The organism is Pararhodobacter sp. CCB-MM2 (assembly GCF_001691415.1).
Classification (GTDB): domain Bacteria; phylum Pseudomonadota; class Alphaproteobacteria; order Rhodobacterales; family Rhodobacteraceae; genus Pararhodobacter.
In genome coordinates, this window is the sequence record NZ_LRRR01000001.1 from 312,263 (window position 1) to 336,376 (window position 24,114).

28 protein-coding genes and 1 tRNA gene are annotated in these 24,114 nt (G+C 65.5%); 15 read left to right on the top strand and 14 right to left on the bottom strand.

Features of this window, described 5'->3' with window-relative positions; all coding sequences use genetic code 11:
- Window positions 1–67: 67 nt before the first annotated feature.
- Entirely contained in the window at window positions 68–1,180 is a 1,113-nt protein-coding gene (locus BCY78_RS01435) for a GlxA family transcriptional regulator (protein WP_083194756.1), read from the bottom strand.
- 216 nt (window positions 1,181–1,396) lie between these two features.
- Between BCY78_RS01435 and BCY78_RS01440 the strand changes: the two genes are divergently transcribed.
- Window positions 1,397–2,767, top strand: coding sequence for a class II 3-deoxy-7-phosphoheptulonate synthase (locus BCY78_RS01440; protein WP_068296757.1), 1,371 nt, complete (start codon window positions 1,397–1,399; stop codon window positions 2,765–2,767).
- Window positions 2,768–2,870: 103 nt separating this feature from the next.
- Here BCY78_RS01440 and BCY78_RS01445 read toward each other — a convergent pair whose 3' ends face one another.
- A complete protein-coding gene (locus BCY78_RS01445) occupies window positions 2,871–3,611 on the bottom strand; it encodes a PAS domain-containing protein (RefSeq protein WP_068296760.1) in 741 nt (246 codons plus the stop codon).
- Window positions 3,612–3,779: 168 nt separating this feature from the next.
- On the opposite strand from BCY78_RS01445, the gene BCY78_RS01450 reads away from it, so the two are divergent.
- The 3 genes from BCY78_RS01450 to BCY78_RS01460 are packed head-to-tail and all read left to right on the top strand — an operon-like array spanning window position 3,780 to window position 5,857.
- Window positions 3,780–4,670: a YicC/YloC family endoribonuclease gene (locus BCY78_RS01450; protein ID WP_369808682.1), complete on the top strand. Its 891-nt coding sequence runs from the start codon at window positions 3,780–3,782 to the stop codon at window positions 4,668–4,670.
- Window positions 4,671–4,688: 18 nt separating this feature from the next.
- A complete protein-coding gene (gene gmk, locus BCY78_RS01455; RefSeq protein ID WP_068297631.1) occupies window positions 4,689–5,342 on the top strand; it encodes a guanylate kinase in 654 nt (217 codons plus the stop codon).
- Window positions 5,336–5,857, top strand: coding sequence for a gamma carbonic anhydrase family protein (locus BCY78_RS01460; protein ID WP_068296765.1), 522 nt, complete (start codon window positions 5,336–5,338; stop codon window positions 5,855–5,857). Before gmk ends, BCY78_RS01460 begins: the two co-directional genes overlap by 7 nt.
- Window positions 5,858–5,859: 2 nt before the next feature.
- On the opposite strand, the gene BCY78_RS01465 is transcribed toward BCY78_RS01460, so the two are convergent.
- Both BCY78_RS01465 and BCY78_RS01470 read right to left on the bottom strand, forming a co-directional pair.
- Window positions 5,860–6,078, bottom strand: a complete 219-nt coding sequence (locus BCY78_RS01465) for a ribbon-helix-helix domain-containing protein (RefSeq protein WP_068296768.1) — start codon at window positions 6,076–6,078, stop codon at window positions 5,860–5,862.
- Complete coding sequence (locus BCY78_RS01470; protein WP_068296773.1) at window positions 6,075–6,887, bottom strand: phytanoyl-CoA dioxygenase family protein; 813 nt, start codon at window positions 6,885–6,887, stop codon at window positions 6,075–6,077. Before BCY78_RS01470 ends, BCY78_RS01465 begins: the two co-directional genes overlap by 4 nt.
- Before the next feature lie 515 nt (window positions 6,888–7,402).
- On the opposite strand from BCY78_RS01470, the gene BCY78_RS01475 reads away from it, so the two are divergent.
- From BCY78_RS01475 to BCY78_RS01490, 4 genes are all read left to right on the top strand, one after another.
- Window positions 7,403–7,840: a hypothetical protein gene (locus BCY78_RS01475; RefSeq protein WP_068296774.1), complete on the top strand. Its 438-nt coding sequence runs from the start codon at window positions 7,403–7,405 to the stop codon at window positions 7,838–7,840.
- Between the two features lie 101 nt (window positions 7,841–7,941).
- Entirely contained in the window at window positions 7,942–8,346 is a 405-nt protein-coding gene (locus BCY78_RS01480; protein ID WP_068296775.1) for a hypothetical protein, read from the top strand.
- A 59-nt stretch (window positions 8,347–8,405) separates the two neighbouring features.
- Window positions 8,406–8,819 (top strand): hypothetical protein, encoded by a 414-nt coding sequence (locus tag BCY78_RS01485; RefSeq protein ID WP_068296776.1) that lies wholly within the window; start codon window positions 8,406–8,408, stop codon window positions 8,817–8,819.
- Window positions 8,820–8,950: 131 nt separating this feature from the next.
- Complete coding sequence (locus tag BCY78_RS01490; RefSeq protein ID WP_068297634.1) at window positions 8,951–9,499, top strand: VOC family protein; 549 nt, start codon at window positions 8,951–8,953, stop codon at window positions 9,497–9,499.
- Window positions 9,500–9,631: 132 nt separating this feature from the next.
- Here the strand turns inward: BCY78_RS01490 and BCY78_RS01495 are convergent, their stop codons facing one another.
- Both BCY78_RS01495 and BCY78_RS01500 read right to left on the bottom strand, forming a co-directional pair.
- Complete coding sequence (locus BCY78_RS01495; protein ID WP_068296779.1) at window positions 9,632–10,315, bottom strand: M48 family metallopeptidase; 684 nt, start codon at window positions 10,313–10,315, stop codon at window positions 9,632–9,634.
- Between the two features lie 37 nt (window positions 10,316–10,352).
- Window positions 10,353–11,327, bottom strand: coding sequence for an ROK family protein (locus tag BCY78_RS01500; protein WP_068296782.1), 975 nt, complete (start codon window positions 11,325–11,327; stop codon window positions 10,353–10,355).
- Window positions 11,328–11,433: 106 nt separating this feature from the next.
- Here BCY78_RS01500 and BCY78_RS01505 point away from each other — a divergent pair, with 106 nt between their 5' ends.
- Window positions 11,434–12,504 (top strand): hypothetical protein, encoded by a 1,071-nt coding sequence (locus tag BCY78_RS01505; RefSeq protein WP_068296785.1) that lies wholly within the window; start codon window positions 11,434–11,436, stop codon window positions 12,502–12,504.
- Window positions 12,505–12,587: 83 nt separating this feature from the next.
- Window positions 12,588–13,610: a hypothetical protein gene (locus tag BCY78_RS01510; RefSeq protein ID WP_083194757.1), complete on the top strand. Its 1,023-nt coding sequence runs from the start codon at window positions 12,588–12,590 to the stop codon at window positions 13,608–13,610.
- A 33-nt stretch (window positions 13,611–13,643) separates the two neighbouring features.
- On the opposite strand, the gene BCY78_RS01515 is transcribed toward BCY78_RS01510, so the two are convergent.
- From BCY78_RS01515 to BCY78_RS01550, 8 genes are all read right to left on the bottom strand, one after another.
- Window positions 13,644–14,723 (bottom strand): 2'-deoxycytidine 5'-triphosphate deaminase, encoded by a 1,080-nt coding sequence (locus BCY78_RS01515; protein ID WP_068296788.1) that lies wholly within the window; start codon window positions 14,721–14,723, stop codon window positions 13,644–13,646.
- Window positions 14,724–14,780: 57 nt separating this feature from the next.
- Window positions 14,781–14,858 (bottom strand) — tRNA-Pro (locus BCY78_RS01520).
- Between the two features lie 106 nt (window positions 14,859–14,964).
- Window positions 14,965–15,864, bottom strand: a complete 900-nt coding sequence (locus BCY78_RS25805) for a MerR family transcriptional regulator (RefSeq protein ID WP_083194758.1) — start codon at window positions 15,862–15,864, stop codon at window positions 14,965–14,967.
- Between the two features lie 14 nt (window positions 15,865–15,878).
- The gene (gene ihfA, locus BCY78_RS01530) at window positions 15,879–16,193 is read right to left on the bottom strand and encodes an integration host factor subunit alpha (RefSeq protein ID WP_068296791.1); all 315 of its coding nucleotides are present in this window, start codon (window positions 16,191–16,193) and stop codon (window positions 15,879–15,881) included.
- A gap of 138 nt (window positions 16,194–16,331) precedes the next feature.
- Entirely contained in the window at window positions 16,332–17,318 is a 987-nt protein-coding gene (locus BCY78_RS01535) for a beta-ketoacyl-ACP synthase III (RefSeq protein ID WP_068296794.1), read from the bottom strand.
- The gene (plsX, locus tag BCY78_RS01540) at window positions 17,315–18,430 is read right to left on the bottom strand and encodes a phosphate acyltransferase PlsX (protein WP_083194759.1); all 1,116 of its coding nucleotides are present in this window, start codon (window positions 18,428–18,430) and stop codon (window positions 17,315–17,317) included. The genes BCY78_RS01535 and plsX overlap by 4 nt, the downstream gene beginning before the upstream one ends.
- Window positions 18,431–18,454: 24 nt before the next feature.
- Complete coding sequence (rpmF, locus tag BCY78_RS01545) at window positions 18,455–18,658, bottom strand: 50S ribosomal protein L32 (protein ID WP_068296795.1); 204 nt, start codon at window positions 18,656–18,658, stop codon at window positions 18,455–18,457.
- A gap of 176 nt (window positions 18,659–18,834) precedes the next feature.
- Window positions 18,835–19,398, bottom strand: a complete 564-nt coding sequence (locus tag BCY78_RS01550; protein WP_068296798.1) for a DUF177 domain-containing protein — start codon at window positions 19,396–19,398, stop codon at window positions 18,835–18,837.
- A 196-nt stretch (window positions 19,399–19,594) separates the two neighbouring features.
- Between BCY78_RS01550 and BCY78_RS01555 the strand changes: the two genes are divergently transcribed.
- The 5 genes from BCY78_RS01555 (at window position 19,595) to BCY78_RS01575 (ending at window position 24,073) form a co-directional block, all read left to right on the top strand.
- A complete protein-coding gene (locus BCY78_RS01555; protein WP_233499326.1) occupies window positions 19,595–20,062 on the top strand; it encodes an outer membrane protein assembly factor BamE in 468 nt (155 codons plus the stop codon).
- Window positions 20,063–20,069: 7 nt separating this feature from the next.
- Window positions 20,070–20,819 carry a GNAT family N-acetyltransferase gene (locus BCY78_RS01560; protein ID WP_068296810.1) on the top strand — a complete coding sequence of 250 codons (750 nt, stop codon included), beginning with the start codon at window positions 20,070–20,072 and terminating at the stop codon, window positions 20,817–20,819.
- A gap of 174 nt (window positions 20,820–20,993) precedes the next feature.
- Window positions 20,994–21,761: a 30S ribosomal protein S2 gene (rpsB, locus tag BCY78_RS01565; RefSeq protein ID WP_068296812.1), complete on the top strand. Its 768-nt coding sequence runs from the start codon at window positions 20,994–20,996 to the stop codon at window positions 21,759–21,761.
- Window positions 21,762–21,855: 94 nt separating this feature from the next.
- Window positions 21,856–22,764, top strand: coding sequence for a translation elongation factor Ts (gene tsf / locus BCY78_RS01570; protein ID WP_068296813.1), 909 nt, complete (start codon window positions 21,856–21,858; stop codon window positions 22,762–22,764).
- A gap of 526 nt (window positions 22,765–23,290) precedes the next feature.
- Entirely contained in the window at window positions 23,291–24,073 is a 783-nt protein-coding gene (locus tag BCY78_RS01575; RefSeq protein WP_068297644.1) for a helix-turn-helix transcriptional regulator, read from the top strand.
- Window positions 24,074–24,114 lie beyond the last annotated feature (41 nt).

Sequence of the window (24,114 nt, forward strand, 5' to 3'; positions counted from 1 at the left end):
GATCGAAAACGGCCCGAACGCAGTTTAGCATCCGGGCCGTCTGAACGCTTCTGACAAGCGCGTGCGCTCAGTCCAGATCGTCGAAGGGGCCGTCATCCTCGAGACCCGGCTCGGCACCGGCCTCGTCTTCCAGACCATGCGCGCCACGCTCGCGATAGGGCGTCGTGCCATATTGCGCGCGGTAGCATTTCGAGAAATGCGAGGGCGACGCGAAACCACAGGCCAGCGCCACGTTGATCACCGACAGCTCGGTCTGCATCAGCAGGTTTCGGGCGCGCGCCAGACGCAGCTCCATGTAATACCGCTTCGGCGAGCGGTTGAGATAACGGCGGAACAAGCGCTCGAGCTGGCGCGTCGACATGCCGACTTCCTCGGCCAGATCGGCGGGCGAGACGGGCTCCTCGATCGACTGCTCCATCCGCTCGATCACCTTCGACAGGCGCGGATGCCGCACGCCGATACGGGTGGGGATCGACAGCCGCTGGATATCGCGGTCGGTACGGATGGTGGTGTAGATCAGCTGGTCCGCCACCGCATTCGCCAGATCCTTGCCGTGGTCGTCGGCGATCATCGTCAGCACGAGGTCGATGGACGCCGTTCCGCCAGCAGCGGTCAGACGGTTGCCGTCGATCACGAAGACGGATTTGGTCAGATCGGTGTCGGTATGCTCCTCAAGGAAGCCGTCGCGGTTCTCCCAATGGATGGTCGCGCGGCGGTTCTCCAGAAGACCGGCCTCTGCCAGGGTATGCGCACCGGTGCACAGACCGCCAATGACCGAGCCCTTGCGCGCGACCTTGCGCAGCCAATTGACCACCGGCTGGGTCGTATTGCCCCGAACGTCGACGCCTCCGCAGACCATGACGATGTCGTCGCGGCCCACATCGGCTAAGGAGCCGTCGACCATCACGCGTGCGCCGTTGGAACAGGTCACCTCGCGCCCCGATTCGCTGAACAGCGACCAGCGGTACAGCTGCTGGCCGCTCATGCGGTTGGCAATGCGCAGGGGTTCGATCGCGGCGGCGAAGGACAGGAATGTGAACTGGTTGAGCAACAGGAAGACGAAATGCCTCTGACGCACCGGCACAGGTTGGCTACGGGCGGAGGCGGGTGCCGTTACGGAAGCTGGCGATCTGGCTGTGGTTTTGGCCGTGCTGGATCGCGGGGCGGTCTTGTCGCTCATCTTGTTATTCCAGGGAGGGGTGGTGATTGGCCGCATTCGATTCCCGACACGCGGTTGTCGCAATCCCATCATGAAAAATCTCCCGCCGCAAGAAGCGAGAAATCGAGCCGGCGACGTTAAGCGGGTTTGCAAGCGCTCGTCGTGCGGTGTAAGCACCGCTGATACCGCTGACAGCCTTTGTAGGACAGGGCTCGGCGGTGAGCGACGGAGGACGACATGACCCAAGCCTGGACAAAATCGGACTGGCGCGCCAAGCCGCGGATCCAGATGCCCGATTATCCGGATCAGGCCGCGCTGAACGCAGCCGAGGCGCAACTGGCCAAGTATCCGCCGCTGGTCTTTGCCGGAGAGGCGCGCGCTTTGAAGCGCCAGCTCGGTGAGGCCGCGCAAGGGCGGGCCTTCCTTCTGCAGGGCGGCGACTGCGCCGAGAGCTTTGCCGAATTCAACGCCGACATCATCCGCGACACCTTCAAGGTGCTGTTGCAGATGGCCATCGTGCTGACCTTCGGCGCCAAGGTGCCCGTGGTGAAGGTGGGTCGCATGGCCGGTCAGTTCGCCAAGCCGCGCTCGGCCGGGACTGAGACCATCGGCGGCGTCGAACTGCCCAGCTACCGTGGCGACATCATCAACGGCTTCGATTTCACCGCCGATGCCCGCGTGCCCGATCCCCAGCGCATGCTGCAGGCCTATACCCAGGCCGCGGCCTCGCTGAACCTGCTGCGCGCCTTCTCGAAGGGTGGTTTCGCGGATATCCACCGTGTCCACTCCTGGACCCTTGGCTTCACCAAATCGGAAGATGCCGAGCGTTATAAGGCCCTTAGCGACCGTATTTCGGATGCTCTGGACTTCATGACGGCGGCTGGGTTCACCTCGGACACGATGGGCGCGATGTCGACCGTCGACTTCTACACCTCGCATGAGGCGCTGCTGCTGGAATACGAAGAGGCGCTCTGCCGCGTCGATTCCACGACGGGCCTGCCGGTCGCGGGCTCGGGCCACATGATCTGGATCGGTGACCGCACCCGTCAGCCCGACGGCGCCCATGTCGAATTCTGCCGCGGTGTGCAGAACCCGATCGGACTGAAATGCGGCCCGTCGATGACGGCCGAGGATCTGAAAGTCCTGTTGGCCAAGCTGAACCCGGAGAACGAGTTCGGCCGTCTGACCCTGATCGCGCGCTTCGGTGCCGGCAAGGCTGCCGAGCATCTGCCGCGCCTGATCAAGACGGTGAAGGAAGAGGGCGCGAACGTGCTCTGGACCTGCGACCCGATGCACGGCAACACGATCAAATCGGCCTCGGGCTTCAAGACCCGTCCGTTCGAGCGTGTGCTGCAGGAGGTGCGTGACTTCTTCGCTGTGCACAAGGCCGAGGGCACGATCCCCGGCGGCGTGCATTTCGAGATGACCGGCAAGGACGTCACCGAATGCACCGGCGGTCTGCGCGCCGTGTCGGACGAGGATCTGTCGAGCCGCTATCACACCGCTTGCGATCCGCGCCTCAATGCATCGCAATCGCTGGAGCTGGCGTTCCTGGTGGCGGAGGAGCTGTCGCAGCGCCGCCGCGAACTGGCACGCAAGGCGGTCTAAGACTTCATGCGGGGCCTGAAGAAGGTCCCGCAACGTCTTGCTTGATAAGTAAAAGGGCGGGGACCGATGGTCCGCCGCCCTTTTGCTTGCCCGTCCGGCTTGATCAGAGCTTGCCGCCCTCGATCACGCGCAGCTGCGGACGACCTTTGACGGCCGGGCGCGAGGCCGGGGCGCGGGTCGGCTCGGCCGATTGCTTGACCGGGCGCGGGGTGGTGACCTCGGGGCGCATCGGCGCGGAGGGGCGCAGCGCCTTCTCGGCGGTGTCGACGGCCTCGTGGCCGCTGCGGGCGCGCATCGGGGCGCTCAGATTGAAGCGGCGGGGGGCGCGACCGGCCGGGCCGCGGGTCTCCAGCACACCGAGGATCCGGGTGATGCGGCCCTCATGGTCGGTCAGCGGCATCAGCGCCAGAACACCGTCGATCACCGGCTGGCCCAGCCCGGCGGGCGAGCGCAGCGGCAGCGTGACACGGGCGCCTTGGGCCAGTTGCTGCAGGGCGTTGGTCAGCTCGACACGGGCCTCGGCGTGGAAGAACACGCTCAGCGGCATGCCGCGCGGCTCCATCCCCAGCAGTTCCCCCAGTTGCTGACCGCACAGACGCAGGCGGGCTACGGTGGGCGCGACCAGCTCGGCCACGAACATCACGTCGAGGCAATGGGCCAGCGGCTTGGGATCGACCTCGGCCCGCGAGGGGCAAACACGGCCGGCGCGCAGGGTTTCCCAATGGGCCTGAACGGCGCGCACGGCGGGAAAATCGGGCTCGGCATTACGCGGGCTGCCGGGCAGGCGGAAGATGTCCGCGCTCGAGAGGGGGGTCGAGTTGCTTTCCGAAAGAAGGTCGGACATGGACGGGCTCCGGTTTCTCAAAGGGTCACGAGGCAGGTCGCAGCTCGGTGGGCGCGGCACTTGAGTCGTGGACTTCCTCTTTACCTTTGATTGAGTTTTCTTACTGATGCCTTAATCTAGCCGCATTCTGGCAGAAATGGGGCGAATTCTACCAAAATGGTTAAGTCCATGACCGGCTATGCCGCCGCGACCGAAGAGTTAGTAACAGTTTCAGGCACTTATTCGTGCCAGTGGGATCTCCGCTCGGTCAACGGGCGCGGATTGGACCTCCGTTTCCGGCTGCCAGATTGGCTGGATGGGCTGGAAGCTGCCACACGAAGAACACTTTCTGACCGCCTGAATCGGGGAAATGTGACGCTGAGCCTGCGTCTGTCGCGGGCCGAGTCCCAAGGTGCCCAGCGCCTCAATCCCGACGGGCTGGCGGCCGCGGTCGAGATGGTGATGGCCGCCGAGCGCGCCGCCGAGGAGCGCGGGCTGGGGCTGGCGCCGATGACCGCCGCGGATCTGCTGGCGCTGAAGGGCGTGGTCGAGACCGCGCCCGAGAGCACCGACACTGCCGATCTGCTCGCGCGGTTGCTTGAGAGTGCGGCGGGGCTGCTTGAGGCCTTCGATGCCTCACGCGCGGCGGAAGGGGCAGCACTCGCCCGGATCATCGCCGGTCAGATCGACACCATTGCACGGCTGACCGGGCTAGCGCGGGAAGCGGCGGCGCTGCGGCGGCTCGATCAGGTGGAAACGCTGAAATCGGCGCTGGCCCGGCTGACCGACCTGTCATCGGGCGCGGACCCCTCGCGGTTGGAGCAAGAACTGGCGCTGATCGCGGTGAAGACCGATGTGACCGAGGAGCTCGACCGCCTCGAGGCGCATGTCGCCGCCGCACGTCGCCTGATGGACACCGAGGGCGCGGTCGGTCGCAAGCTGGATTTCCTGATGCAGGAGTTCAACCGCGAGGCCAATACCCTGTGTTCCAAGGCCCAGAGCGCCGAGTTGACCCGGATCGGGCTTGACCTCAAGACCGTCATCGACCAGATGCGCGAGCAGGTGCAAAATCTGGAGTAGTCAGCCATGACACCCACCCTGTCGCGGCGCGGCCTTCTGATCATCCTGTCCTCGCCCTCGGGCGCCGGTAAGTCGACGCTGGCCCGCCGGCTGATGGCCTGGGACCCGACGCTGAAATTCTCGGTCAGCGCCACCACGCGCGCGCCGCGGCCCGGCGAGACCGAGGGCGTGGAGTATTTCTTCAAGTCGAAGGAAGATTTCGCCGCGCTCGTCGCCTCGGGCGGGATGCTGGAACATGCCGAGGTCTTCGGCAATTTCTACGGGACGCCCAAAGGCCCGGTCGAAGCTGCCAGCGCCGAGGGGCGCGACACGCTGTTCGACATCGATTGGCAGGGTGGGCAGCAGGTTCGCAATTCCTCGCTGGGCCGGGACGTGGTGTCGATCTTCATCCTGCCGCCCTCGATCGCCGATCTGGAAGCGCGTCTTCGCACGCGGGCGCAGGATTCCGATGAGGTGATCGCCGGTCGCATGGCGAAAAGCCGCGACGAGATCAGCCATTGGGCCGAATACGACTACGTCATCGTCAACCGGGACCTCGATCAAGCCGAGGCCGAGCTGAAGACCATCCTGCAAACCGAGCGCATGCGGCGTGAGCGTCAGCCGGGCCTGACCGATTTCGTCCGCGCGCTGAACACCGAATTCGAGGCCCGCAATGGCGGGGTGTCATCATGATCTATGCTCTGGGCGATCTGGTCCCCGAAATCCACGCCGACACTTGGGTCGCGCCGGATGCCAATGTCATCGGGCGTGTGCGTCTGAAGGCCGGCGCGTCGATCTGGTTCACCGCCACCCTGCGCGGCGACAATGAATGGATCGAGGTGGGCGAGGGCTCGAACGTGCAGGAAGGCTGCACGCTGCACACGGACATTCGCTACCCGCTGACCATCGGCCGTGATTGCACCATCGGCCACAATGTCATCCTGCACGGCTGCACCATCGGCAACGAGACCTTGGTCGGCATGGGGGCGACGATCCTCAACGGTGCCAAGATCGGCAACAACTGCCTGATCGGCGCCGGTGCCCTGATCACCGAGGGGAAGGAGATCCCCGACGGCTCCCTCGTGATGGGCGCGCCGGGCAAGGTGGTGCGTCAGCTTGACGAGGCCGCCATCGAGCGCCTGCGCCGTTCCGCGCAGAGCTATCAAGGCAACATGCGCCGGTATCGCGACGGCTTGCGGCCGCTCTGAGGTCAGGCAAGACGCGACTGGAGGTCCCGGAGGATCTCCAGCCGGATCGCCGTCGCCAGCCCCGTGTCGCCGCGGCTCGCGTCAATCGCCGCCGCGCATTCGTTGACGCCTTGCCCCCGAGCCGCCGCCATGGCGCGGAAGGCCGCCCAGAATTCGGCCTCCAGCGAGACCGAGGTCCGGTGCCCCTTGAGCGTCAGTGAATGCTTCTCTGGCCGGCTCATTCCGCCGCTTGCCGGGAGGGGATCAGCATCGGGAACCAATCCTCACGCAGGCGCTGACCGGGTTGCATGTCATGCCCGGGGTAGGGTGGCGAGGTACGGCCCGGCCGCTCCACATAACGGGCATCGTCGCCGACCAGCCGCAGCGAAAAGGCGCGACGGCGCCGGTCGGTGGTGTTCCCGCGCGCGCCATGCAGCGTCAGGAAGTTGAAGGCCACGGCGTCGCCCGGCTCCAGCTCCCATTCCAGGACGCGCATCCCCTCGGCATCGGGATCGGGGACCGAGCGGTAATCGTCCTCGTTGGGATAGAAGCTGGTCTCGGCCAACCAGCGCGTCGGCAGCACGGGCTTCTCCCACAGGTGAGAGCCCGCGACGCAGCGCAGCGTCGCCTCGCGCACCGGATCCATCGGCGACCAGAAGCTGACGGTCTGCTGGCCCTCGACGAAATAATAGGGCCCGTCCTGATGCCACGGCGTGGGCTTGGAGGTGCCCGGCTCCTTGATCAGCACATGGTCGTGGAACATCTGCACGCTGTCCGAGCCCATCAGCGCGGCGGCGACCCCGGCGACCGGAGAGTTCCGGATCACGTCCTGAAACTCGGGGATGCGGTCCCAGTTGCAGTAATCGTCGAAGAAGCGACCGCCTTCGCCGGGCTTCAGGTTCTCGGCGGCATAGGGGCCGGGCTCCCGCAGGTTGCGCTCGATGCCGGCGGCGATCGTGTCCACCCAGTCGCGCCACAGGCCACGGATCACCACCGCGCCGTCGCGTTGATACTGGGCGATGTCCTGTTCGGTGACGAGGGGGTGCGACATGGGAAACTCCGAGGCTCGATGATTGCCCGGAGAGTGGTCGCGCGCCTGCGCCGAGTCAATCCGGCTGAGTCGCGTGAACTGAGTCGGCCCCGCACCCGCACGGATCATTTCGGCCGTTTCTGCCCCTGACATCGGATAACGGGCCGTGCCCGAACGGGGTGATTTGCCCCTTTCGCAGGCGCTGAAAGGGGGGCTGTCAACGTCATTGCGGATTTCGATCTCTGCGCCGGGGCAACAGACGATCTCATTCGCCAGAGGTATTTCCATTTTAATATCAATGCCATGAGGCACCCCTCACAGGCTGTTATCGGATAACCACCCCCCGGTTATCGCCCCGCAGCCCGGCGTTTTTGTCTGACCCGGTGGTTGGGGGCCATGTTGGGTTCATCGGAAACGCCATCGCCCCACGGCACCACGCCAGGCACCGGCACCCACCGACCCACAGACGATCAACACGACACACCAACCAACCCATTCAACCCGGCCCAAGCGCCACACATTCGGAGACCAAGACCATGTTCGCCAAGACCTTCAAAACCGCCATTCTTGCCACCCTGATCGCCGCCACCGCTGTCCCCGCCTTCGCCACCGGCGGCCACCGCGTCACCGTCAGCCAGTCGGGCTGGAACAACCAGATCGGTGGGGGCCAGTCGGGCCGTCGTCAGCAGCTGACGGTGATCCAGAACGGCGGCGCGAACTTCGCCATCGCCACTCAGGACGGTCGCCGTAACGAGGCCGCCGTGGGCCAGACCGGCTATTACAACTCGGCCGATGTCGACCAGATGGGCCGCCGCAACATCGCCGGCGTCAGCCAGATGGGCAACAACAACGATGCCACCGTCGTGCAGACCGGTCGCCGCAACGTCTCGGCCGTGATCCAGATGGGTGACAACAACGATGCCTCGGTCGTGCAGCACGGCTCGGACAACGTCGTCGCCATCGTCCAGCAGTAAGCCGGACGCGTCCCGGAGGGTCAGATCCCCTCCAGCCCTCCGGGACATGAGCTATCCCTCGTAACTCTTTGCTCCCACGCCGCTTTGAAAGGACCGATCCGATGAAATCCCTCGCTTTTGCCGCCGCTCTCGCCGCCACCACCGTCGTCGCGCTGCCGGTTGCCACCCCGGCCCATGCGGGGGGCTCGGTCTCGTTCAATGTGGCGCCGTCCAATGCCCGTGAAGCCCGCGCCTTGCGCCTCGGCCTCGCGCTTTATGCCCTGCATCAGGATGTCGAGGCCAATGGCCATGTCACCCAGCACGGCGCCCGCAATGCTGCCGGCCTGTACCAGGGTGGTCCGAATAACCAAGGCATTATCCACCAGGAGGGCACCGGCCACCACGGCACGCTGACCCAGACGGGTGGCAACAATTCCTACGGCCTGTTCCAGTTCGGCCAGAACACCAGCGCCGATGTCGTGCAGACCGGCGGACAATCCGGCCTGACCGTTCAGTTCGGCTGGTAAGACCTTCAACCTCCCCTTGAAGACTTCCTCGCAACCACTTCTTTGAAAGGACTTTTCCCATGACCCGCCTTCGCACTCTCTCTGCCGCTCTTGCCGCCAGCGCCGCCCTTGGCGCCGGGGCTGCCGGGGCCACCACCATCATCTCGGGGTCGAATTCGATCCATGTTCATCAATCGCCGCTCGGCACCGTCGTGACCGGCAGCCCGGCCTCGATCACGCGCTCGCCGATCCCGCTGCACCGCCCGCTGCTGAGCCATGGGCACAGCCGGATCGTGCCCGAGGTCGCCACGCGGGAGGACAGCGGTTTCGCCCAGTTCTTCCTGTTCTTCTGGCCGTGGAACCGGGGTGTCGAAGCCGAGGTCGAGATCGCACCCGAGCCCGCGCCGATCTATCGCGGCCACACCATCCGCGCCGAACCCGAGAACCGCGCCACCGACATGATGCGCACCATCCTGCGGCGCATGGATCGCTGATCCCGGTCAGCACCGACGAGAGGGGCCCTTCGGGGCCCTTTGTCGTTGCGCGCGCAATGATCTTGACGGAAGGCTTCCGCTCTGACATATCGTTGCATATGCAATGAAGGGAGGGAGCCATGACTGCGCCGCTGAAGATCGAGCAGATGCACCACGTCGCCTATCGCTGCAAGGACGCGAAGGAGACGGTGGAATGGTACGTGAAGATGCTGCACATGGACTTCGTGCTGGCCATTGCCGAGGATCGCGTCCCCTCGACCCATGAGCCCGATCCCTACATGCACGTCTTCCTCGATGCCGGCATGGGCAATGTCCTCGCCTTCTTCGAGCTGCCGACCAAGCCCGAGATGGGCCGCGATCCCAATACGCCTGTCTGGGTCCAGCACATCGCCTTCAAGGTGAAGGACCGCGACACGTTGGTGGGCTTCAAGCAACATCTGGAAGAGCAGGGCGTCGAGGTCTTGGGTGTGACCGATCACTCGATCTTCCATTCGATCTATTTCTTCGATCCCAACGGCCACCGGATCGAACTGGCCTGCCCGGATCCCGAGGAAGACGCGCTGCTAAAGCGGTTGGATTCGGTGAAATGGGAGATGCTGGAGGAATGGAGCCGCACCAAACGTGCGCCGCGCCATGCCGATTGGCTGCACGCCAAGGAATTTCGCAAGGAAGACGCCTGAGTGTCACCGGGGCGTTACGCGAATCTCCGACAAGGTTCGTGTTTTCGAGTACCAACCGACCTTTTCACGACACCATGTGTTTGACTGAGGCGGGGCTTCGCGGCCCCGCCTTTTTCTGTCCGTCCACGGGGCTCAGCCCTGCATCCAACGCTGCTCAAGCGCCTCGATCGTGGCAATCCGGTCGCCGGTCTTGGGATGCGAGGCCAGCCAAACCGGCGGGCCGCCGCGCATGCCGCTTAGCTGTTCCAGCTTGGCCAGCAGCGACTTCTGTCCGGCGGTGCCGATACCGGCCTTGGTGAGCAGGGCGGCCGCGTACTCATCGGCCTCGTATTCGTCCTTGCGGCTGAGGCCCGCGGCCAGCAGATGCACCAGCCCGTTGGCCAGCATTACACCGATCCCCGGCAGCAGCCGTCCCAGCACCGTCGCCAGCACCACGCGGACCGCGTTCTGACCGGAGAAGTCGATCATCCGCCGGCGGGAATGGCCCAAGGCGACATGGCCCAACTCATGCGCGATGACCGAGGCCAGTTCCTCGGCGCTGACCTCACCAGCCTTGTAGCGATCGAGGAATCCCCGGGTCAGGAAGATCCGTCCGTCCGGCGCAGCAAGGCCGTTTATCGTTGGGATTTCATAGACATGCACCGGGATCTTGGGCAGGTCGAGAGCTCGGGCCATGCGGGCGGTGACAGCCTCGATCCCCTCATCGCGCAGGGGCGTGGAGCGGTCATCCAGCTCGCGCTTCGTCCGCCAGGCCGAGAAGTGCCAATAGACCAGCCCATAGGCGATGGCGAGGAGGATCGGGGCTAATCGCAGCATGGCTCAGATATGGGTTCCCAAGCGGCGCCGCGCAAGGTCAGCGCAGCAGCGACACCAGATGCGCGGCGCAGCCAAGAAGGGCTGCGTAATCGTCCTCGACCACCGCGACCGGGAATTCCGCCATCATCGGCGAGAAGCGTCCCATCTCACGGAAGGCCTCGCCCATGCCCAATTCCACGAGGTTCGGGGCCATGGCCCGCGCAACCGAGCCGATCAGGAAAATCCCGCCGAAGGGCAGATGCACCAAGGCCAGCGTCGCCAGCGTTCGGCCCATGAGCCGGGCATAGAGCTGCCCGGTCTCTTGCGTCGCAGGGTCGCCGGCGGCAATCGCGGCGGTCAGGGCGTCCCCGGCCATCTCCTTGCCCGACACCCATTGGTGCAGCGCGACCAGCCCCCGCCCGCAGAGCACTTCCTCGACCGTGGCGATGCCGTGCTTCTGCGCCAGATGGATGGCCAGCGCATTCTCCTGCTCGCCATGGCGCGGCAAGTGGATATGCCCGCATTCCGAGGCTGCGACCAAGGTGCCTTGCGCGCCGTGATGCACGGGCGCGGCGTTGAACCCGGTGCCGGCGCCAACAACCAGCTGCGTCGCCGCCTCTGAGGCGGGTTTCCCCTCCAGCAGGACACGGACATGCCGTGCGTCGAGCGATTTCAGCGCATGACCCTGCGCCTGCAGATCGTTCAGGATCGCCACGCGGTCGGTGCCGGCGACCTGCGCCAGATCCTCGGCGGTGATCTCCCACGACAGGTTGGTCATGCGGGCGACGCCGTCCCGCACCGGACCCGCGGCCGCGACACAGATGCCCGAGCATTCGGTGGTCGCCGTCTCGCCCATGTACTGCTGCAGGATCTCGGTCAGCGAGGCCCGGCCGGCATTCGGATATTTCCGGATCGAGCCCTGCCGCAACACGCCGCCATCCGCCAAGGCCACGCGGGTGTTGGTGCCGCCGATATCGGCCACAAGCTGCGGGGCGGGGTTGAAGGGCCAGGATTGCAGGATTCGGTCTTGCATCACACTCTCACGTCTTTGTCCCTTGTTAGCGGTAATTGACGCGGCGTTCCACGGGCAAAGCGCGACGGTCTTGCCGTTGTCACGCAAAGGCTTGAGGGTGGTTCGCATGTGGCGCGTGGTCTTGTCCTTGTTCTTGCTGGCCTTCACAGCCTGTGCCTTTCCGGTCCCCCCGGTCGGGCCCGGTCCGGCCACGCGCGGCCAACCCTTTGACAGGGTTCTGGCCCCGTTCGAGGACGGCGCGCTTCTGCCGGCCGAGCTGCGCGCCATCCCCTATGCTTCGGGCCGGGCCTATGCGTTGCTGGTTCTGCTGCCGTCGCCGGGCGCGGTGGATCTGTCCGACCCGGGCCGGGCACAGCGCGGTCTGGCAGCGTTCCTCAATCCGCTGGCCATCCTGCGCGCCGGGACCTCGGTCGGGCATGTGATGGTCGGCTGGCATTGCGCGGGCGGGCAGGCGGGTCTGACCTCGAAAACCGGGGATTCGCAGGGCCGAGGCTATCGGATGCTGCGGCAAGGCTGGGGCATGGGAGCGCTGCTTGCCACCTATGACGACGGCCACCTGCTGACGCTCGACGCGATGCCCGCCCGTCACCGCCGCGCCCTTCGCACCGGACAGGCGCGCATCGTGGCCTTGGAGATCGCTGAGAGCCGCTGCCAGCGCATGCGCCGCGCGCTGGCCGGCTACCTCGCACGGCCTCAGGCCGAACGGGGCCATTACACGCTGGTGCCCTCGGCCGAGCACCCATTGGGCGATGCTTGCGCCAGTTTCGCACTTTGGTTGGCCGGAGAGGGCGGCGCGGTGGGGGCACTGCCGCAGGCGCTGCTCCGTCCTGTCACCCTGCGCGACAGCTTCGTGGGGCTGGGCACAGATCCGGGGCCGGGACTGATGCCCCTCCGGACCGAGGCCACGCGGCCCTTGTCGCTGACCCGGCTGCTGACCACGGATTGGGCTGGCGGTGCCACGGTCGGTCAAGTGCCGCTGCTGGACATGGAACTGCTGCAACTGGCGTTGGAACGGGCCGAGGCGCGGGCTGGACATCCGCGCCCCCCGCGCATTCCCTTGGACAATCACGTGACGCAAAGCGCGCTGACTGCGGCCGAGGCTTGGGCCGGCCGCTGGCCGCTGGCCGAGGCCTTTGAGGCCGGTCAAGCCCGAGGCGTCCTGCTGGGGTACCCGTGAGAGCGGGATCGCGACGCCCTGTCCTCTTGCATTGCGGCGGTGGAGGGCGTTGACTTCCCAGCATCGCGACCGGAGTTCCCAGAATGCCAGACAATCCTCAACCCGTGCCCTCGGTGAAAGCCCGCCACTTCCCGCCACCACCGCCGCTGGTCGAGAAGACGCCCGGCCTCTGGCGCCGCACACCGCCGGCGCTGTTCCCCTCGGTCATGGGAATGTTCGGGCTGGGCCTTGCCTGGCGCGTCTTTGCCCTGCAACCCGGCTTGCAGCCGCTGGCCCCGGTGGGCGAGGCGATCCTCGGCGCAGTGCTGCTGCTTTACGCTTTCTCGTTGGTGGCGTGGTTATCGAAGCCCCTGCGCCGGCCCAAGGTGGTGATCGATGAGCTGCATGTCCTGCCGGGCCGGGCCGGCATGGTGGCGCTGGTCCTGTCCTTGGTGTTGTCGGCCTCGGCCCTGCGGCCCTATGCGCCGGGCTTGGCGCTGGGACTGGTCTATCTGGGGATGGTGTCCTTGTTCATCATCGGTGCGCTGATCACCTGGAAGGTCGGCTCGGGCCCCAAGGAAGGCCGCGGCGTGACCCCGGTTTTCCATTTGACCTACGTGGGTTACATCCTTGCGCCGCAGACGCTGATCCCGCTCGGCCATATCGAGGCCGCACGGGTGATCTTCTGGCTGACCATGGTCGGCGCAGTGGCGATCTGGATCGCGAGCCTGCTGCAATTCTTGCGCCGGAACCCGCCCGCGCCGCTGCGCCCGCTGATGGCGATCCATGTCTCGCCCGCCGCGCTGTTCGCCTCGGTCGCGGTAATGCTGGGCTATCCGCTGATCGGCGCCGGCTTCGCTCTGTTCGCGCTGGTGCTGCTGGTGGTCTTCGCCGGGTCGCTGCGCTGGCTGCTGGCCTCGGGCTTCTCGCCTCTTTGGGGCGCGCTGACCTTCCCCTTGGCCGCGACGGCGACGGCCTCGTTCCTTGCGCTCGGCGTGGCCGGGCTGTGGATCGGCGCGGTGCTGCTGGCGCTGGCGAGCGGCTTCAACCTGTACGTCGCCTTCCAGGTCTACAAGTCCTGGGCCAAGGGCGAGCTGGGGGCGAAAACCAACGCCGCCATCGCGTAACAGGAAAGGGGGCCGCAAGGCCCCCGTTTCATGTCACTTGAAGTGCTTGGCAAGCTTCAGCCCTTGCCCCTGATAGTTCGAGGCAATGCCCGCGCCATACAGGCGATCCGGCACCTCGGCCATCCGCTCATAGACCAGACGGCCGACAATCTGCCCGTGCTCCAGCACGAAGGGGGCCTCGTGGCAGCGGACCTCCAGCACGCCCCGCGCGCCGACACCATCCGCCGCCGCATGGCCGAAACCGGGATCGAAGAAGCCGGCGTAATGTACCCGGAACTCGCCAACCATCGCCAGGAACGGTGCCATTTCAGCGGCATAGCCGGGCGGGATGCAGACGGCCTCACGGCTCACGAGGATGTAGAAGGCGCCGGGATCGAGGATCAGCTGGCCATTGCGGCTGTGCAGCTCTTCCCAGAAATCGGCCGGGTCATAGGCGCCGATCCGGTCGAGGTCGATGACCCCGGCATGCGGCTTGGCGCGGTAGCCGACAAGATCGCCCTCCGCCGGCTTAAGATCGACCGAGAAGCCCAACCCCTCGGAAATCACCGCGGTGCCACTGACCAGCGGCGTCTCGGCATTGAGGGCCTTAAGCTCGGCATCGGTCAGCACGGCCTGACCCTGACGCAGGCGCAGCTGGTTCAGCCGCATGCCTGGACGGACCAGCACCGAGAACGAACGCGGGCAGATCTCGGCATAGAGCTTGCCGGTGTAACCCGCGGGGATTCGGTCGAATTCGACGCCCTCATCGGTGATGACCCGGACCAGCAGATCGAGGCGCCCCGTTGAGGATTTCGCATTGGTGACGGCGCTGATCGTCTCGGGCAGGGCCAGACGTTCGGCCAGCTCGACGACATAGACGCAGCCCTTTTCCAGCACCACACCCTCGGTGATGGCGAAGCGGTGCATCTCGAACTCGAACAGACGCTCGGCCACGCTGCGCCCCTTGCCGGGCAGGAACGAGGCGCGCAGGCGCACGGCCATGGTCCCCAACCGCAGGTCGAGGCTTGCCGGTTGCACCTGATCGGGCAGGATGGCGGGTTCCGCGGCCAGCACGGACTGATCGATCAGCGCGCGCAGGGCTTGCGAGGGCAGGACGCCGGGTTGTTGGGTCATGTCATGCCTCCTGATACGAAAACCGCCCGCAGCCGAAAGGCTACGGGCGGGTTTAAATGGTCGGGCTGGCGAGATTCGAACTCACGACCTTCCGTCCCCCAGACGGACGCGCTAACCAGACTGCGCCACAGCCCGACGAGGGGACTTCTACCCTTTTTGACGGCGGGGGCAAGCGACAAAATGCACCTCGATGCCGGAAAAATTCCCATCGCCGCCAAGGCGCTGCGAAGGGCCGGACGGGTTACCAGCGCCCCGCGCCCGAGGCTTCGGACATGCGTTCCAGAAGGGTGTCGATGCGCCGTGCCAGCAAGGCCACACGGTCCCGGCGCGGGCCCAAACCACCCCGCGGCAGGCCGCGCAGATGGCGCGCCAGCATCGCCCGGTCCGAGGCCGAAAGGCTCATCTCGTCCTCAAGCGGTTCCGGATCGGTCGTCAGCTCGGCGGCAGCGACCTCGTGCGATTCGGGCTCGGGGCTGCGGGCCACGCGGTCCGGCATCACATCGGCCATAACCTCCGGAGATTCGTCGAGAACTTCGGCCGGCTCGCGCTCGTCTTCCAGCTCGGTCCCGGCGGGCGGGGCCTCGGCGGCCTCGGTCACGGGCTCGAACGCCAGATCAAGGGGCAGGGTGGGCGCGTCGTCCATGTCGGCTTGCGCTGCGACTTGGTCATCCAGCGCATCGTCGTAGGCATCGGTCTCGGGCGCGGAAAGCGGCTCCTCGACCGGGATCGTCGCGGGGGCCGGGATCGGTTCGTCCGCGTCCTCAATGGCGTCGACAGGAGGCTCGGCGCGGCGCACGGGGTCGGGCAGGGACACGACGACGCCGGTGTCGATCACCTCGACCTCGTCGGAATCCTCGGTCAATTCTGCGATCGGGCCGCCCAATGTGGCGACATGCTTCACGCCCTGCTCCTGCAGAACGCGCTGGACACCGCGGATGGTCAACCCCTGATCCTGCAGCAAGGTCTTGATACCATTGATCAAAGCCACGTCGTCGGGCCGGTAGTAACGCCGCCCGCCCGCCCGCTTCACGGGTCTGATCTGGTAGAACTTGCTCTCCCAGAACCGCAGCACATGGGCCGGGGTGTCCAGGATGTCAGCCACTTCGCTGATCGTGCGAAAGGCGTCAGGGGCCTTTTTCATCACTCAGGCCTTGATCACGCCTTGCCGTCGCGCAGGTTGCCGCGCGAGACACGCTCTTTCATCAGATGCGAGGGGCGGAAGGACAGCACGCGGCGCGGGCTGATCGGCACTTCCTCGCCGGTTTTCGGGTTGCGGCCCAGACGTTCCGCCTTGGCGCGGACGCTGAAGGTGCCGAAGGACGAGATCTTGACCTGCTCCCCCTCGACGAGGGCATCGGACATGTACTGGATCACCGATTCCACCAGCGCCGCGGATTCATTGCGCGACAGGCCGACCTCGCGGAATACTGCCTCGCTCAGGTCCATCCGCGTCAAAGTCTTGCTGCTCATCACAACCCCTCCGGAAAAATGACTGTCTGCAACAGAAGTCGTCAGAGGATGCGGCAAGAAATTTATGCTGTCAACACCGGGGTTTGCAGCCCGTTGTTTGTGCAGAGCGTGAAAGCTGCGACGTAAGCGGGGGCCCGCTTACCAGCGCAGCACCACGGCACCCCAGGCCAGACCGCCGCCAATGGCCTCGGTCACGACCAGATCGCCGCGCTTCAGCTTGCCCTCGGCCGCACCGACGGACAGCGCCAGCGGGATCGAGGCCGCCGAGGTATTGCCGTGGTCCTGCACCGTGACGATGACATTCTCCATCGGCAGGCCAAGCTTCTTCGCCGTGCCCTGGATGATGCGGATGTTCGCCTGATGGGGGACGATCCAGTCCACCTTGTCGCCCGACAGACCGGCTTTCGCCAACGCGGTCTCGGCGGTGGCGGCCAGCTTCTCGACCGCGTGGCGGAACACCTGATTGCCCTGCATGCGCAGGTAACCGGCGGTGCCGGTGGTCGAGACGCCGCCATCGACATAGAGCAGGTCGCGGTGGCGGCCGTCCGAGTTCAGGTCGGTCGACAGGATACCCCGGTCGTCCGAGGTGCCCGCGCCCGGCTGAGCCTCGAGGATCAGCGCACCGGCGCCGTCGCCGAACAGCACGCAGGTGCCGCGGTCGGTCCAGTCCATGATCCGGCTGAAGGTTTCTGCGCCGATAACCATGACCCGTTTTGCCTGACCCGAGACGATCAGCGCATTGGCATTGGCCAGCGCGAAGACGAAGCCCGCACAGACCGCCTGCACGTCAAAGGCATAGGCCTTGGTCGCGCCGATCTGGTCCTGCACCATGGTGCCGACGGAGGGGAAGGTGAGGTCCGGGGTCGAGGTGGCGACGACGATGGCGTCCAGATCCTCGGCCGAGAGACCGGCATTGGCCAGCGCCGCACGGGCGGCATGGCTGGCGAGGTTCGAGGTGGTTTCCCCCTCGGCCGCGAAATGACGACGCTCGATGCCGGAGCGCGAGACGATCCATTCATGCGAGGTGTCGAGGGTCTTGGTGAATTCCTCGTTCTCGACGACGCGCTCAGGCAGGTAATGACCGTGACCGATGACGACGGCCCGCGTCACGTTGTTCTGGCTCATGCCGAATCTCCGATTGGGGCCGCATCCTGCGTCGTTTTCGCAGCGATCACAAGGCGTTCCGCCATGCGCCCCTGGTATCCCGATTGCGCCAGCTTGGCCGCAAGGCCGATCGCTGCCGCAACCCCCATCGCATCGGCCGAACCATGCGACTTCACCACCGTCCCGTTCAGCCCGAGGAACACGCCCCCGTTGACCCGGCGCGGATCGATCCGCGTGCCCAGCCGCTTCAGCGCGCCACGGGCCAGAACGGCCCCCAGCATCGCCAGAGGGCCGGATTTGAACGACTCGCGCAGGAAATCGGAGATCAACTTGGCCGTGCCCTCGCCGGTCTTCAGGGCGATGTTGCCGGTGAAGCCATCGGTGACGATCACGTCGACACGGTCCGAGGGAATGTCCGAGCCTTCGACGAAGCCGACGAATTCGTAGCGTCCGGTCTCTTCGTGCTTGGCGATCAGCTCATGGGCGGCCTTGATCTCGGCGCGGCCCTTATGTTCTTCGGTGCCGACATTGAGCAGGCCGACGCGGGGCCGGGGCTCGCCGAAACCGTTGCGGAAATAGGTCACACCCATGATGGCATAGGCGAGGAGATCCTCGGCCTCGGCCTTCACGTCGGCGCCCACGTCCAGCATGGTGTTGAAGCCGTGCCGCCCGCGCGCCGGCCAGAGGCAGGCGATGGCCGGGCGGTTCACGCCCTCCATCCGGCGCAATTGCAGCATCGACACGGCCATCAGCGCGCCGGTATTGCCGCAGCTGACGGCAGCATGCCCACGGCCATCCTTCAGCGCGGCAATCGTGGACCACATCGAGGTGTCCTTGCCGTGCCGCATGATATGGCTGGGTTTGTCATGCATGGTGACCACGCCATCGGCATGCGCCACGGACAAACGGCCCGCGAGCGCAGGCTCGCGAGCGATCAACGGCTCAAGCGCCGCCTTGTCCCCATGAAGAAGGATGTCGATCTGAGGATCGGCGCGCAGCGACTGCACGCATCCTTCGACAACCGCGGAGGGTCCGCGGTCGCCGCCCATGGCATCAACCGAGATGACGATACGGCCAGAGGCCGAACCGTTCACCGGCTCGCCGGCGTGCGGATGTTCCGTCGTGGAAGTCATCTAGGCGCCGCCGGTCGGAACCGTTCAGGCCGCGTCGTCTTCCAGATCGACTTCGGCCTTCACGACGACTTCACGGTTGTCGTAGTGGCCGCAGGACGGGCACACGTGGTGCGGGCGCTTCAGCTCACCGCAGCTGGTGCATTCATTCGGGTTGCCGGCAACCAGGGCGTCGTGCGAACGACGCATGTTGCGACGGCTACGGGTCACGCGGTTCTGTTGAACGGCCATGTCAACCTCTGCTCTTTTTCAGTGGGACCGTCCGGCGGCCCGGGTCATTGGAAACTCGTTGCGACGGGGCCTTACACTGCCGTGGCAGGCAAGGAAAGACCCATGTTGCATGAGGCGCGGAACATAGAAGGTTTTTGCCCATGCGCAAGGGGGTTTCTGGGCAAGAACGGGGTGATTTACGCCTCGTCTTCGGGCTTTGTCTTGAGCGCCGCCAGCGCGGCAAAGGGATTGGGCCGTTCGTCGACCATCTGGTCCTTGGCTGAGTCGGGCAGCTCGGCCCCGTCAGCGCGCGGATAGTCGGGCAGGGACAGCGCCAAGGCCTCGGCCATGACGACACCGGGGTCGATGATCGAGCCCAGTTCCTCGCGCGTGTCATCGTCGGGGATCTCGGTCTCGGCCTCGGTCGGGGTGTCCCAATCACGGACATAGACGCGCAGGACGGGCGTATCGATGCGGGTCGTCACGGGTTCCGCCGTCACCACGCAATCCTGCACGACCGTGGCGCCCAGAACGCCGTCGAGCCGCCAGTCATGCTTGCCCTCGGCCCGGATCGTGCCCCGGAAGTCCAGCTTGCGGATCTTGGGAATCGACAGCTCTTGGGCGAGGGCCGCGCGCGCTTCGGGCGTGGGGGTGAGGTGAAAACGCGTCACCACCTTGTTGGACAGCTCCCGCAGCCGCAGGGGCAGGGCGGTCGTGTCGGTTTCGCGCAGCGGGCCGGTCTCGGCGCTGGGTTCGGTCATGGAAGCTCCTTTCGGGGCGCAGATCGTCTCGGTCTTATCGGGGCAGGCTTGCACGCTTGCGCGAGCGGAACCCTTGGGACGTGGTTCCATTCTTGAACCCCGGTTCTGCTTTTAGTACTCCCATCAGGGTACGGGGTTCCAGACCCTGAAAGCCGCCCGAAGCGGCGGAATGCGGAAGCAGGAGGCTTTGATCGGCATGACGGACCACATGACGCGCCAGCGCGGTCGCCTATCGGGGCGTTTTATCCTTGGATCGCTGATGGCCCTGTCGATCGGCCTCGCGGCCTGTTCGCCCATTCGGCAGTTCCATGGCTACGCGCCGTCGGACGAGGATCTCTCCGAGATCGTCGTGGGTCAGGACACCCGCGAAACCGTGGCCGAAAAGGTTGGTCGTCCGGGCATGGGCGGCGTGATGGAAGGGTCGGACTGGTTCTACGTGCAGTCGGACTGGGTCAACCGCGGCTGGCGTGCTCCTGAGGAGGTCGACCGTCAGGTCGTGGCGATCAGCTTCGACGGCCGGGACCGGGTCACGAATATCGAACGCTTCGGCTTGGAAGATGGCCAGGTCGTCTCGCTCTCGCGCCGGGTGACGGATAGCGGGCCGCGGCCGTCCCTGCTGTCGCAGGTGCTCAGCGTCTTGGGCAATTTCGCGCCCGGCCTGTAACGCCGACATGGCCCTGCAACACGAATCGCTGTTCGGCGCGCCGATCCGGGTGGGTGGGCGCGTCGTGCGTTTGGCGGGTCTGTCAGACGTCGACGGGGTGATGGCCCTGCGGTCGCGTGCGTTTCGCGCCGGGGCCGAGGATCGCGACGACTTCGACGCCGACAGTCTGCACCTGTGGGTCGGCCCCGAGGACGGATCGGCCCCCGAAGCCACGTTGCGCCTGCGTCGTCATGCGAGTGGCCCCGCGCTGCTGGCCGGCTATGCGGCCGGGCTCTATGACCTCGCCGCCATGGCGCAGGCCGGCGGCGAGACGCTGGAACTCGGCCGTCTGTGCACGGAACCCGGCGCCGGTGACGCGGACCTGTTGCGCCTCCTGTGGGCCGGCGTGGCGCGGCTGGCCTTGCAGACCGGGGCGGCGCGATTGATCGGCTGCACCTCGTTCTCCGGCACCGATGTCATGGCGCTGGATCCCGCTTGGGCCTATCTGAGTGCCCGGCACCAGCCGCCCGAGGCGCTGAGTCCCGGCCGGAAGGCGCCCGAAACCCACGGCTTCGACCGCGTTCAGGGCGAGGCCAGCGTCGAGGGGCAGGCCATGCTGCCGCCCTTGCTGCGGGCGTATCTCTCGATGGGGGGCTGGGTCTCGGATCACGCGGTGGTCGACCGGGATCTGAACACCTGCCACGTCTTTACCTGCGTCGAGATCGACAAGATGCCGCCCGCCCGCCGGCGCGTCATGGCCCAGATGGCGGGGATGTAGGTCAGTCTGGCTCTTTTCGCCGCTGCGGCCCTTGCGCGGCAGGTCCGAACGCGGTAATGGGCGCGCACTTCACAGGCGGGGTCGGGCCCTGCGGGGAGACATCCCGCAACGGTCCACCGGTTGGGCATCTGCCCGAAAACCCCGTTCCAGGCGTAAACCGGAAAGGACACCGACATGGCGCTTCCCGAATTCTCCATGCGTCAGCTGCTTGAAGCTGGCGTGCACTACGGCCACCAGACCCAGCGCTGGAACCCCCGTATGGCCCCGTATATCTACGGGGACCGCAATGGTATCCACATCGTCGACCTGACCCAGACCGTCCCGATGCTGGACCAGGCTCTGAAGGTCATCCGTGACACCGTGTCCAAGGGCGGCCGCGTGCTGTTCGTCGGCACCAAGCGTCAGGCTGCCAAGCAAGTCGCCGAAGCCGCTGAGAAATGCGCTCAGTACTACATGAACCACCGCTGGCTCGGTGGCACGCTGACCAACTGGAAAACCGTTTCCCAGTCGATCCAGCGTCTGAAGAACATCGACGAGGTCATGGAGCGCGGCGCTGCCGGCCTGACCAAGAAAGAGCGTCTCCAGATGGAGCGCGAGCAAACCAAACTGCAAGCCTCGCTGGGCGGTATCGCCGAGATGGGCGGTCTGCCGGATCTGCTGTTCGTGATCGACGTGAACAAAGAAGACCTGGCCATCCTGGAAGCCAAGAAACTGGGCATCCCGGTCGTCGCCGTTGTCGACACCAACTGCTCGCCGGAAGGCGTGGACTACATCATCCCGGGCAACGATGACGCCTCGCGCGCCATCGCCCTGTACTGCGACCTGGTGGCCCGCGCCGCGATCGACGGCATGTCGGCGCAGCTGGGTGCGGCTGGCGTGGACCTCGGCGAGCTGGAAGAAGCTCCGGCCGAAGAAACTGTTTCGGAAGACGCCGACGCCTGATCGTCACGCAGGCCCGCTATCCGGGGGCCGCTGACACAGGAGTGACATCGGGCAGGGGCAACCCTGCCCGCATCCCAATCAAGGAGACAGGATCATGGCGATTACCGCTGCGATGGTGAAAGAACTGCGCGAGATGTCGGGCGCGGGCATGATGGACGCCAAGAAGGCGCTCGTCGAAACCGACGGCAACATGGGAGCCGCCATCGACTGGCTGCGCACCAAGGGTCTGGCGAGCGCTGCGAAGAAATCGGACCGCGTTGCGGCCGAGGGCCTCGTGGGGGTTGCCGTTGACGGTGGCCGCGGCGTCGCGATCGAGATCAACTCGGAAACCGACTTCGTTGCCAAGAACGAAGACTTCCAGAACCTGGTCCGCGAAGTTGCCAAGGTCGCTCTGCAGACCGGCGAGTCGGTCGAGGTCGTCAAGGCTGCTGACCTGAACGGCGAGACCGTCGAGAACGTCATCAAAGGCGCCATCGCCCGTATCGGCGAGAACATGACCTTCCGCCGCATGCATGTGCTCGAAGGCGAGACCGTTGTGACCTACGTGCACAACGCCGCCACCGACGGCATGGGCAAGATCGGCGTGCTGGTTGCGCTGAACGGCCCGGCTGACAAGGCTCAGGAAATCGGCAAGCAGTTCGCGATGCACATCGCTGCAACCTCGCCGCTGTCGCTGTCGGAAGCCACCATGGACCCGGCCGTCGTCGAGAAGGAGCTCTCGATCCAGACCGCGAAAGCGATGGAAGAGAACGCCACCGCCGCCAAGCCGAAGCCCGAGCAGGTGATCCACAACAACATCATCCCGGGCCGGATGAAGAAATTCCTCGCCGAGAACACGCTTCTGGGCCAGGCCTTCGTGATCAACCCCGACCTGACCGTTGAGCAAGCGGCCAAGGAAGCAGGCGTTGAGATCACCGGCTTCGCCCGCGTCGCCGTTGGCGAAGGCGTGGAGAAGAAGGAAGAGGACTTCGCGGCCGAGGTCGCCAAGACCCTCGCCGGCTGATCCGGGGCTTATCTGATGTCGAAAAGGGCGGTGCGAAAGCGCCGCCCTTTTTGCATGCGCGGTGCCGGCGCGCAGCTTAAGGATCTTTGCAAATTGCATGGCCTTTTGCAAATATGCACTTGACAGGTATCAAGGCGCTTGCCCGAAACCGATTCGTCAACAGGGCATGCGGGCTATCCAACCGGCGAATTTCAAGCCGCGCATCATTCCTATCGCGCATGATTTTGAACCAAGCGTTCGAGTTTAAGGCAAACTGCAGAGATTCTGCTAATCTGCCTTCCCTCATAAGTATCGAGAAGTTTTAAGGAATTTCCGGCCAACTGGAATCTGGGCCGATGGTTGCCGAATCTGCGCTGCGAAATGAGAGTGCTACGCTCGACAATCGGGGCGTTTTCGGCCAGCAATAGGTATTCTTTAAAGGCGATCGAGCATCCGGATGGAGCATTTGAAATTCTTCTACGGAACCGGCGGAGCCCCGGTCTTTTCCGTCTCGCCGGTGGCTGCGGACGGTGCCGATGTCTCGCAATTGCTCGCCTATATCCTCTCCAGCACGGATCAGGCGGCGATCTGGAATGCCCTGTGCCACTTCTTCTCTGAATTGGGTTTTGCGCAAATCCTTTACGGCTATTCTCCGGATTCACGGGGCGCGATCCTCGGCGCGCCGGAGGATTACCTGATCCTCTCGACCATGCCCGGCGACGCATTGCAGGAAATGGTGCAGAACGGCTATTACCTGATGAGCTCGACCTTTCATTGGGCGCTCAATAATGCCGGGGTCGCCAGTTGGACGATGACACCCCAAGATTGCGGTTTCGGCCCTGACTTCGTGGTTTCGCCGGAAGGGGCCGAGTTCTTCCAGCGCAATGGCCTCATGACCGGCTGCACCATCGGCTTCACCAGCGAACGGACGCGGGGCAGGGGCGTGATGGCCCTCATCGCGCCGGAGAGCGTCCCTCAGGCGGATGTCGATGCCTTGCTGGCCCGGATGCAGGACACGATCTTCAGCGTGGCCGCTGTTGGCCATCGCTGCCTCTCGGGTTTGCCCTACCTTCCGCCCGGTCGCCGTCTGACCCAGCGCCAGCGCGAGGTGCTTGAATGGGTGGGCGACGGCAAGACCACCGCCGACATCGCGGTGATCATGGGAATCACCGTCCCAACGGTCGAGAAGCACCTGCGACTCGCCCGCCAGACCCTCGGGGTCGAGACGACGGCTCACGCTTTGATGAAGGCCGCCTTCCTCAACCAGGTGTTTGTGACGGCTCCGCGGGAAAACGGTGCCCAGGACGCGGTTTCGGGCTGGGATTTGTGACGGTTTCCCGATGCTTTCGGGACAATCTTCGCGTTTTGCCA

Coding starts and splice junctions, on each gene's coding strand:
- plsX (WP_083194759.1), bottom strand. CDS start 18,430: ATGACTTCCACGACGGAACATCCGCACGCCGGCGAGCCGGTGAACGGT.
- BCY78_RS01440 (WP_068296757.1), top strand. CDS start 1,397: ATGACCCAAGCCTGGACAAAATCGGACTGGCGCGCCAAGCCGCGGATC.
- BCY78_RS01500 (WP_068296782.1), bottom strand. CDS start 11,327: ATGCAAGACCGAATCCTGCAATCCTGGCCCTTCAACCCCGCCCCGCAG.
- BCY78_RS01555 (WP_233499326.1), top strand. CDS start 19,595: ATGACGGACCACATGACGCGCCAGCGCGGTCGCCTATCGGGGCGTTTT.
- BCY78_RS01445 (WP_068296760.1), bottom strand. CDS start 3,611: ATGTCCGACCTTCTTTCGGAAAGCAACTCGACCCCCCTCTCGAGCGCG.
- rpsB (WP_068296812.1), top strand. CDS start 20,994: ATGGCGCTTCCCGAATTCTCCATGCGTCAGCTGCTTGAAGCTGGCGTG.
- BCY78_RS01535 (WP_068296794.1), bottom strand. CDS start 17,318: ATGAGCCAGAACAACGTGACGCGGGCCGTCGTCATCGGTCACGGTCAT.
- BCY78_RS01560 (WP_068296810.1), top strand. CDS start 20,070: ATGGCCCTGCAACACGAATCGCTGTTCGGCGCGCCGATCCGGGTGGGT.
- BCY78_RS01485 (WP_068296776.1), top strand. CDS start 8,406: ATGACCCGCCTTCGCACTCTCTCTGCCGCTCTTGCCGCCAGCGCCGCC.
- BCY78_RS01435 (WP_083194756.1), bottom strand. CDS start 1,180: ATGAGCGACAAGACCGCCCCGCGATCCAGCACGGCCAAAACCACAGCC.
- tsf (WP_068296813.1), top strand. CDS start 21,856: ATGGCGATTACCGCTGCGATGGTGAAAGAACTGCGCGAGATGTCGGGC.
- BCY78_RS01465 (WP_068296768.1), bottom strand. CDS start 6,078: ATGAGCCGGCCAGAGAAGCATTCACTGACGCTCAAGGGGCACCGGACC.
- BCY78_RS01510 (WP_083194757.1), top strand. CDS start 12,588: ATGCCAGACAATCCTCAACCCGTGCCCTCGGTGAAAGCCCGCCACTTC.
- BCY78_RS01495 (WP_068296779.1), bottom strand. CDS start 10,315: ATGCTGCGATTAGCCCCGATCCTCCTCGCCATCGCCTATGGGCTGGTC.
- BCY78_RS01515 (WP_068296788.1), bottom strand. CDS start 14,723: ATGACCCAACAACCCGGCGTCCTGCCCTCGCAAGCCCTGCGCGCGCTG.
- BCY78_RS01505 (WP_068296785.1), top strand. CDS start 11,434: ATGTGGCGCGTGGTCTTGTCCTTGTTCTTGCTGGCCTTCACAGCCTGT.
- BCY78_RS01550 (WP_068296798.1), bottom strand. CDS start 19,398: ATGACCGAACCCAGCGCCGAGACCGGCCCGCTGCGCGAAACCGACACG.
- BCY78_RS01480 (WP_068296775.1), top strand. CDS start 7,942: ATGAAATCCCTCGCTTTTGCCGCCGCTCTCGCCGCCACCACCGTCGTC.
- BCY78_RS25805 (WP_083194758.1), bottom strand. CDS start 15,864: ATGAAAAAGGCCCCTGACGCCTTTCGCACGATCAGCGAAGTGGCTGAC.
- BCY78_RS01475 (WP_068296774.1), top strand. CDS start 7,403: ATGTTCGCCAAGACCTTCAAAACCGCCATTCTTGCCACCCTGATCGCC.
- BCY78_RS01450 (WP_369808682.1), top strand. CDS start 3,780: ATGACCGGCTATGCCGCCGCGACCGAAGAGTTAGTAACAGTTTCAGGC.
- BCY78_RS01470 (WP_068296773.1), bottom strand. CDS start 6,887: ATGTCGCACCCCCTCGTCACCGAACAGGACATCGCCCAGTATCAACGC.
- ihfA (WP_068296791.1), bottom strand. CDS start 16,193: ATGAGCAGCAAGACTTTGACGCGGATGGACCTGAGCGAGGCAGTATTC.
- rpmF (WP_068296795.1), bottom strand. CDS start 18,658: ATGGCCGTTCAACAGAACCGCGTGACCCGTAGCCGTCGCAACATGCGT.